This is a genomic window from Zoogloea sp. (genome assembly GCF_041911615.1).
GTDB lineage: Bacteria > Pseudomonadota > Gammaproteobacteria > Burkholderiales > Rhodocyclaceae > Zoogloea.
Genome location: NZ_JAYROR010000015.1, coordinates 129,067 through 136,686 on the forward strand (window position 1 = coordinate 129,067; position 7,620 = coordinate 136,686).

Here is a 7,620-nt window from a genome sequence, read left to right on the forward strand (position 1 = left end):
TCAGTCCTGCACCCAGGGCAGGCCGTGGAAGCGCCAGCCGCCGAGGTTGCCGCGGCGGGTGTCGCCGTCGAGCTCGCCCTCGAAACCCTCCAGCACGTTGAAGACGTGGCTGAAGCCGGCCTTGGTGGCGGCCTCGGCGGCGGCGGCGGAACGCTTGCCGCTGCGGCACAGCAGCAAGGCCACGGCGTCCTTCTTCACCTTGGCTTCGAGTTCCTTGACGAAGCGCGGGTTGCGGTTGAGGGCCGTGCCGGTCATCCAGGGGACGTGCAGGGTGTCGGGGACGTGGCCGACGAACTTGCGCTCTTCGGCGGTGCGCACATCCACCAGACGGGCGTAGCCGGCACTGGCGAGTTCCCAGGCTTCGGCCGGCGTCACGCTGCCGGCGAAGGGCTGGCCGGCGCTGCGTGCGCGTGCGCGGGCCTGGTCGAGAATGGCGTCGAGTTCGTCGGGCTGGGGCGTGGCGCCGTGGGCGGCCTGCTGACCGGCAACGGCGAGATCGCGGGTTTGGGTGTCGAGCATGGGTGTCTCCACTGACGGTTGGGGACTGCGCCGGGTGGGGCGCGTCGTCCGGGTGGAGACACATTAGCGGGCGGGTTCGCCGACACGAACCAACAAATATTCAGATGATTTGCAGCCGGAATTGAATAAGCTTTGCAGGATCGCCTCGGGGCCGGCGAAGGCGTCGCCGGCCCCGCGGCGGGCCGCGCCGCCTTGTCCGGTCAGCTGGCGGTGCGGGTGCGCTGCGCCGGGAAGGCGACGGTCTGGCGGCCCGGATCGTGGATTGCGCCGTGGATGGCGAAGCAGTTGCCGCCGCGCTTCTTGGCGTCGTACATGGCCTCGTCGGCCTGCTTGAAGAGGGTGTGCGGGTCGAGGGCGTCGGTGGGAAAGATGCTCACGCCGATGCTCGCCGAAACGGGGTAGCCGCCGCTGTGGGCGTCGCTGTGGGCAATGGCGGCGAGGACGCGTTTCATCGTCTCCTCGACCTGGCTCGCTTCGATGAAGTCGTTGATGAGCAGCACGAACTCGTCGCCGCCCCAGCGGGAGGCGGTGTCGCTGGCCCGCAGGGTGCTCTGGATGCCGGCGGCCACGTCCTGCAGGACCTCGTCGCCGGCCTTGTGGCCGAGGTGGTCGTTGATCGCTTTGAAACCGTCGAGGTCGGCCAGGCACACGGCGACCTTGAAGCCGGTGCGGCGGGCGTGGGCGAGGGCCAGGGTGAGGCGGTCTTCGAGGAGGTTGCGGTTGGGCAGCCCGGTGAGCGGGTCCTGGTGGGCCATTTCGCTGAGTTTCTGGCGCGAGGCGTGCAGGGCCACGTTGAGCTGGCGGGTGCGCAGGTAGAGGATGGTGAGGCCGAGCAGCACCACGGCGAGGGCGATGAAGGCGGGCAGCAGGTATTGCTGGATCACCGCGCCGAGGCTGATCGGCTCGGGCTTGTCGTAGGGGTAGATGTGGTGGCGCCGCATCAGGGTCTGGACGTGCTGGTATTCCAGCGGGGTGGACCAGCGGTAGTAGCGCGCGGCCCGCGCCGCGGGGGTGTCGGGGGGCATCATCAGCAAGGTGGCGGCGACCCGGTTGGCCACGTCGATGGGCACGTGGGGGGCGGCGGCCAGCGGCCATTCGGGGAACAGCGGGGTGCTGACGAGGAAGGGAAAATCGCCCCGCTGGACGGGTTCGATGATGCGCAGCCGGGCGAGCTGGATGCGTCCCTCCTGGCTCATGGCCTCGAGCACGCCGCTGCGCGCGAAGCCGACGTCGGCGCGCCCGTCGAGCACGGCGAGGACGCAGCCGTCCTGGGGGAAGCCGAGAAACTGGACCTGCGCATCGGTGTCGAGGTCGATGCCGCGATCCTTGAGCAGGTCGTACTGGAGCAGGAAGGCGGCGAAGGAGGTGCGGTCGACCGCGGCGATGCGCTTGTGTCGCAGATCGTCCAGGCGCTGGATGTCCTGGCGGTCGCTGCGGGTGAAGATCACGCCGCCGAAGCGATTCACCTGCACGCCGTTCTCGCGCTTGACCAGGGTGGCGAGGCGCGACACGCCGTAGCGGCTTTCCATCAGGATGTAGTGCTGGGGTTGGTGAGCACGAAATCGAGCTCGCGGCGGGCCAGCGCGATCTCGAACTCGGGCAGCGACAGCGGCACGACCTCGAAGCGGCTGCCGGGGATCATCGCCGAGAGGTAGTCCATCGTCGGCTGCCATTCCCGCACGGTGACGGATTTGTCGCGGAAGGCGGTGATGCCGACCTTGTGGATCTGCTGGCCGGCGGTCGCCTCCGCCTCGGCGAAAACGGTCGGCGCGGCCAGCGCGCAGACCAATGCGAACACCCACTGCAGCAGTCGGTGCAGCGCGCCGCCGGAATGATCGAGGCGCTGCCCGCCGGACTGCCGGGCCTGCCTGATACGCATCATCGTCCCCCCCTGTCGTACCGCGTTGCGGTTCTCTTGTCCCTCCTCAAATTGTAAGCCGTTGGTTCCCGGCGGGGCGCACTGCGCGCACTCTTCAATTTGTCGAAGCGCAAAGACTGGCGCCGTTCTGGCGCCTCGGGGTGGATTCAGCCCGGCTGGCCGCCGGTGACGAAAGGGGATGCGGCCCGCCGTGGGGCGGGCCGGCCGGACGGGCAGGGGGCGGGGTGGGCGAGGCGTTCGCAGAAGAAGCGGCGCAGGGCGGCATCGACGCGGGGGGCGTCGATCAGGAAGCCGTCGTGACCGTGGGGCGTGTCGATGGCGACGAGGCTGGCGTTGGGGAGTCCGGCGGCCAGATCGAACTGATCCTCGGGCACGTAGAGGGTGTCGCTCGGCAAGGCGCCGACCAGCACCGGCTGGGTCAGGTGCGCCAGGGCGGTGGCGAGGCCGCCGCGGCCACGACCGAGGTCGTGGGTGTCCATCGCGTCGAGGAGCACGCGATAGCTGTGGGCGTCGAAGCGGCGGGTGAGGGCGTCGCCGTGGTGGCGCAGCCAGCCCTGCACGGCGCCGTCGGCGGGCGAGAAGGGCGCGCGGGCGTCGTGTTCGCCCTCGAAGCGGCGGGCCAGCGCGGCCGCATTGCGATAGCCGACCATCGCCATCGCCCGGGCCGCGGCCAGGCCGGCGACGGGTGGATCGGCGGGGTCGTAGGCGCCGTCGCGGTAGCGCGGGTCGGCGGCGAGCGCCAGGCGCTGGGCTTCGCTCCAGGCCATGCACCAGGCCGAGTGGCGGGCGGCGGCGGCGATGCTGACCACCGCGCCGACCCGCTGCGGATCGAGCAGCGCCCATTCCAGCGCCTGCAGTCCGCCCATCGAGCCGCCGATCACGCAGCGGATGTGGCGGATGCCGAGGGCGTCAGCGAGTCGCATCTTGGCGCGCACCTGATCGCGCACGGTGAGGCGCGGAAAGCGGGCGCCCCAGCGCACGCCGTCGGGGGCGAGGCTGGTGGGCCCGGTGCTGCCGTAGCAGCCGCCGAGCACGTTGCTGCAGACGATGAAGTCGCGCGCGGGGTCGAGCGACCGCCCCGGGCCGAACAGCGGCGCCCACCAGTCGTCGGCGTCGGCCGAGCCGGTGAGGGCGTGGCAGAGCACCACGGCGTTGTCGCCCCGGGGCGACAGGCGCCCCCAGGTGCGGTAGGCGAGCTGCAGGCCGGGCAGGTCGGCCCCCGACTCGAGGCGCAGCGGCCGCTCCGACTGGAACAGCCGGGTCTGGTCGGAGAGCCGGAAGGCGCTCATGCCGCGGCTTCGAGGGTGGAACGGCGCAGGGCGTGGTCGAAGTCGGCCTTGATGTCTTCGATGTGCTCGATGCCCACCGAGACGCGGATCAGGTCCGGCCGCACGCCGGCGCTGGCCTGCTCGGTCGCCGAGAGCTGCTGGTGGGTGGTGGAGGCCGGGTGGATCACCAGTGTCTTGGCGTCGCCCACGTTGGCCAGGTGGCTGGCGAGCTCGACGTTGTCGATGAAGGTGCGCGCCGCGTTGGCGCCGCCCTTGATGCCGAAGTTGAGCACCGCGCCAAAGCCGTTGCGCAGGTATTTTTTGGCGAGCGCGTGGTACGGGCTGTCTTCGAGGCCGTTGTATTCGACCCACGCCACCTGCGGGTGAGCCTTGAGCCAGCGAGCCAGTTCCAGGGTGTTGTCCAGGTGGCGCTGGACGCGCAGCGACAGCGTCTCGAGGCCTTGCAGGAGCTGGAAGGCGTTGAAGGGCGACAGGGTGGGGCCGATGTCGCGCAGGCCTTCGACCCGGGCGCGGATGGCGAAGGCGATGTTCCCGAAGGGGCCGCCGCTGCCGAAGACTTCCCAGAAATTGAGGCCGTGGTAGCCGGGTGCCGGATCGGTGAACAGCGGGAACTTGCCGTTGCCCCAGTCGAACGTGCCGGCGTCGATCACCACCCCGCCCACCGACGTGCCGTGGCCGCCGATCCACTTGGTGGCGGATTCGACCACGATGTCGGCGCCGTGGTCGATGGGCCGGGCGATGTAGCCGCCGGCGCCGAAGGTGTTGTCCACGATGAGGGGAATGCCCGCTTCGTGGGCGATCTGGGCGAGGGCCTCGAAATCCGGAATGTTGAAGCGCGGGTTGCCGATGGTCTCGACGTACAGCGCCTTGGTGTTGGCGTCGATGGCGCGGCGGAAGTCTTCCGGATCGTCGCCTTCCACGAATTTCACGTCGATGCCCAGCCGCGGCAGGGCCACCTTGAACTGGTTGTAGGTGCCGCCATACACGTAGCTGGTGGAGACGATGTTGTCGCCGGCCTGGGCGATGGTGGTGATGGCGAGGAACTGGGCGGCCTGGCCGGAGCTGGTGGCCACCGCCGCGACGCCGCCTTCCAGCGCGGCGATGCGCCGCTCGAAGACGTCGGTGGTGGGGTTCATGATCCGGGTGTAGATGTTGCCGAACTCCTTCAGCGCGAAGAGGCGGGCGCCGTGGTCGGCGTCGTTGAAGGTGTAGGAGGTGGTCTGGTAGATCGGCACGGCGCGGGCGTTGGTGCCGGGGGCGGGCTGCTGGCCGGCGTGGACCTGCAGGGTTTCGAAGCGGTAGGCGGCTTTGCGGTCGCTCATGGCGGGGCTCCTCGGGAAACGGGTGGGTGTCAGGACCACACGCCGGTGCGGCGATCTTCGACGCGTTTGGCCTTGTGGGTGGCGCGGGGCAGGGTGTCGGGCGGCAGGATCGTGACGATCGCGCTCACGCCGGTGACGGCCTTCAGGTGATGGGCGAAGCGGCTCGCCAGCTCGGCGTCGGGGGCCGTGGCGGCGGCACTGCGCTCGATCTCGACGGTGAGGCGGTCGAGGTGGTGCTCGCGCTCGACGATCAGCCGGTATTCGCCGGTGAGGTCGTGGTCGCGACGGGCGATGGCTTCCACGTCGCTGGGGAAGACATTGACGCCCTTGATGATGAGCATGTCGTCGAGCCGGCCGTGCACGCCCTGCAGGCGGATCGAGGTGCGGCCGCAGGCGCAGGGATCGGACGTGAAGGAGACGATGTCGCCGGTGCGGAAGCGGATCATCGGGCGGGCGGATTTCTTGAGCGTGGTGAGCACCAGTTCGCCGCGGCCGCCTTCCGGCACCGGTTCGTTGGTGCCGGGGTGGAGCACCTCGACCAGGATGTGATCCTCGGCCCAGTGCAGGCCGTCCTTCTCCTCGCACATGCCGGCGCAGGAACCGAAGATGTCCGACAGGCCGTAGTAGTCGTACACCGACGCGCCCCACAGGGCCTCGATGCGCTGGCGGGTTTCGGGGATCGAGCCGCCGGGCTCGCCGGCGACGAAGATGCGTCGCACCGCGAGGTCGTGCTTCGGGTCGATGCCTTCCTTGATCGCGGTCTCGCCCAGATACCAGGCGTAGGACGGGGTCGTCCAGATGGCGGTGACCTGGAATTGGCGCAGGATCGCCAGCAGGCGCTCGGACGGCACGGTGCCGGCGTGGATCGACAGTGCGCCGAGCTTCTGGGCGCCCAGCACGCAGGGCCCGCCGACGAACAGCGAGAAGTTGAGCGAGTGGGCGTAGCGGTCTTCCGGGCGCAGGCCGGACGACCAGAACTGGCGCGCCTCGTAGTCGATCCAGTCGTCGAAATCCTGGGCCGTGAAGGGCGATGCGGTGGGCACGCCCGTCGAGCCGCTGGAGGCGGAGATGTAGACGATGTCGCGCTCGGGCACCGCAACCAGATCGCCGAAGGGCGCCACGGCGAGCTGGCGCTCGCGCACGATGGCCTTGTCGATGAACGGGAAGCGGCGGATGTCGTCGAGGCTGCGCACGCTGTCGGGGTGCACGCCGGCGGCGTCGAAGCTCGCCCGGTAGTAGGGCGAGTGGTCGTAGGCGTGGCGCAGGTGCCGCTGCAGCAGTTGCAGCTTGAGGGCGTCCCAGTCGGCGCGCGGCTGGGTTTCGAGGGCGGCGTCCCAGAAGGGGCGGTGGGGGCTCAGCATGACGGCGATCCTTGGGCGTGGACGGTGATTACTGGAGGTAAGCCGGGCGGGCGTAGCCGGCGAAGTGCTTGTCCAGCGCAGCGCGGTATTCCGGTGTGCGGAAGGCGGCGACGATGTCCTTGGCCCAGGGCTTGTCCTTGTCCTCGGTCTTGACGGCGACGACGTTGAGGTAGTGGTCCGGGGTCTTTTCCAGCGCCACGGCTTCGGTGAGCTTGAGGCCGGACGAGATGGCGAAGTTGCCGTTGATGAGGGCGAACTCGGCATCGTCGAGGGTGCGCGGCAGCTGGGCGGCTTCGATGGGGGTGAGCACCAGCTTGCGGGGGTTCTCGGCGATGTCCTTCTCGGTCACCTTGAGCGGATCGATACCGGCCTTCACCTTGACCAGCTTGAGCTGTTCCAGGAAGACCAGCGCGCGGGCCAGGTTGCTCGGGTCGTTGGGCAGGGTGATGCGGTCGCCGTCCTTCAGGTCGGCGAGGCCCTTGCGCTTCTTGGAGTACAGGCCCAGCGGGGCGATGGGCGCCTTGGTGATGTCGGTGAGGTTGAGGCCCTTGTCGGCCGAGAACTTCTTCAGGTAGGTGACGTGCTGGAACAGGTTGGCGTCCAGCGAGCCCTGGGCGAGGGCGAGGTTGGGCTGCACGTAGTCGTTGAACTCGACGAGCTTGACGGTGTAGCCCTTCTTCTCGAGCACCGGCTTGATGCCGAGCTTGAGCTGGTCGAAGTTGGAGCCGGCGGTGGCGCCGATGACCAGGGTTTTCTTCTCCTGGGCGTGGGCGGCGCCGATGCCGAGCCCGGCGACGAGGCCGACGGTGGCGGCGAGCTGGGCGAGGCGCAGGGCGAAGTGGCGGCGGGTGGGGTGCATGTTGTTCTCCGGAACGATTGAGTCTGAGGTGTTGTTGTGTGGGGTTTCAGCGCTTGTCCACCCGGCGGGCGAACCACTGGCCGGCAAACTGGACGCTCTGGACGAGGGCGATGAGCAGGACGATGGTGATGGGGTCGTCTCAGAATTCGGAAAAAATCGTACGCTAAGTGAGCGGCTGGCTACCAGAGATGCGATTGTGAAACACTTCGTCATTTATGGTATTTTGCTAAAACTGGCTTGAGCGTGCAGGCTCCAAGCTCACAAAAGGGGGTAGCCATGATCGGCTCGATTGGTTCGTATTCCACAACCCAGGCAGGCGGCGCGGCGGCTTTCAAAGCGGCTTCGGCGACCGAGCGGGTTTCTGACGCTTCAGAAAATCAGGGCGCGTCAG

General features: G+C 68.9%; 8 protein-coding genes. 1 reads left to right on the top strand and 7 read right to left on the bottom strand.

Features of this window, described 5'->3' with window-relative positions:
* The 7 genes from ACE3P2_RS02435 to ACE3P2_RS02465 form a co-directional block, all read right to left on the bottom strand.
* Complete coding sequence (locus ACE3P2_RS02435; RefSeq protein WP_374260559.1) at positions 1–519, bottom strand: rhodanese-like domain-containing protein; 519 nt, start codon at positions 517–519, stop codon at positions 1–3.
* A 200-nt stretch (positions 520–719) separates the two neighbouring features.
* Positions 720–2,048 carry a diguanylate cyclase domain-containing protein gene (locus ACE3P2_RS02440; RefSeq protein WP_374260561.1) on the bottom strand — a complete coding sequence of 443 codons (1,329 nt, stop codon included), beginning with the start codon at positions 2,046–2,048 and terminating at the stop codon, positions 720–722.
* Positions 2,048–2,401 carry a hypothetical protein gene (locus ACE3P2_RS02445; RefSeq protein WP_374260564.1) on the bottom strand — a complete coding sequence of 118 codons (354 nt, stop codon included), beginning with the start codon at positions 2,399–2,401 and terminating at the stop codon, positions 2,048–2,050. Before ACE3P2_RS02445 ends, ACE3P2_RS02440 begins: the two co-directional genes overlap by 1 nt.
* A 143-nt stretch (positions 2,402–2,544) precedes the next feature.
* Positions 2,545–3,687: a homoserine O-acetyltransferase gene (gene metX, locus ACE3P2_RS02450; protein ID WP_374260566.1), complete on the bottom strand. Its 1,143-nt coding sequence runs from the start codon at positions 3,685–3,687 to the stop codon at positions 2,545–2,547.
* Positions 3,684–5,009, bottom strand: coding sequence for an O-acetylhomoserine aminocarboxypropyltransferase/cysteine synthase family protein (locus ACE3P2_RS02455; protein WP_374260569.1), 1,326 nt, complete (start codon positions 5,007–5,009; stop codon positions 3,684–3,686). The genes metX and ACE3P2_RS02455 overlap by 4 nt, the downstream gene beginning before the upstream one ends.
* A 29-nt stretch (positions 5,010–5,038) precedes the next feature.
* Positions 5,039–6,370 carry a phenylacetate--CoA ligase family protein gene (locus ACE3P2_RS02460; protein ID WP_374260571.1) on the bottom strand — a complete coding sequence of 444 codons (1,332 nt, stop codon included), beginning with the start codon at positions 6,368–6,370 and terminating at the stop codon, positions 5,039–5,041.
* A gap of 28 nt (positions 6,371–6,398) precedes the next feature.
* Positions 6,399–7,229: a MetQ/NlpA family ABC transporter substrate-binding protein gene (locus ACE3P2_RS02465; RefSeq protein WP_374260574.1), complete on the bottom strand. Its 831-nt coding sequence runs from the start codon at positions 7,227–7,229 to the stop codon at positions 6,399–6,401.
* Here ACE3P2_RS02465 and ACE3P2_RS02470 point away from each other — a divergent pair.
* The gene (locus tag ACE3P2_RS02470) at positions 7,228–7,470 is read left to right on the top strand and encodes a hypothetical protein (RefSeq protein ID WP_374260577.1); all 243 of its coding nucleotides are present in this window, start codon (positions 7,228–7,230) and stop codon (positions 7,468–7,470) included. The genes ACE3P2_RS02465 and ACE3P2_RS02470 overlap by 2 nt on opposite strands.
* Positions 7,471–7,620: the final 150 nt, after the last annotated feature.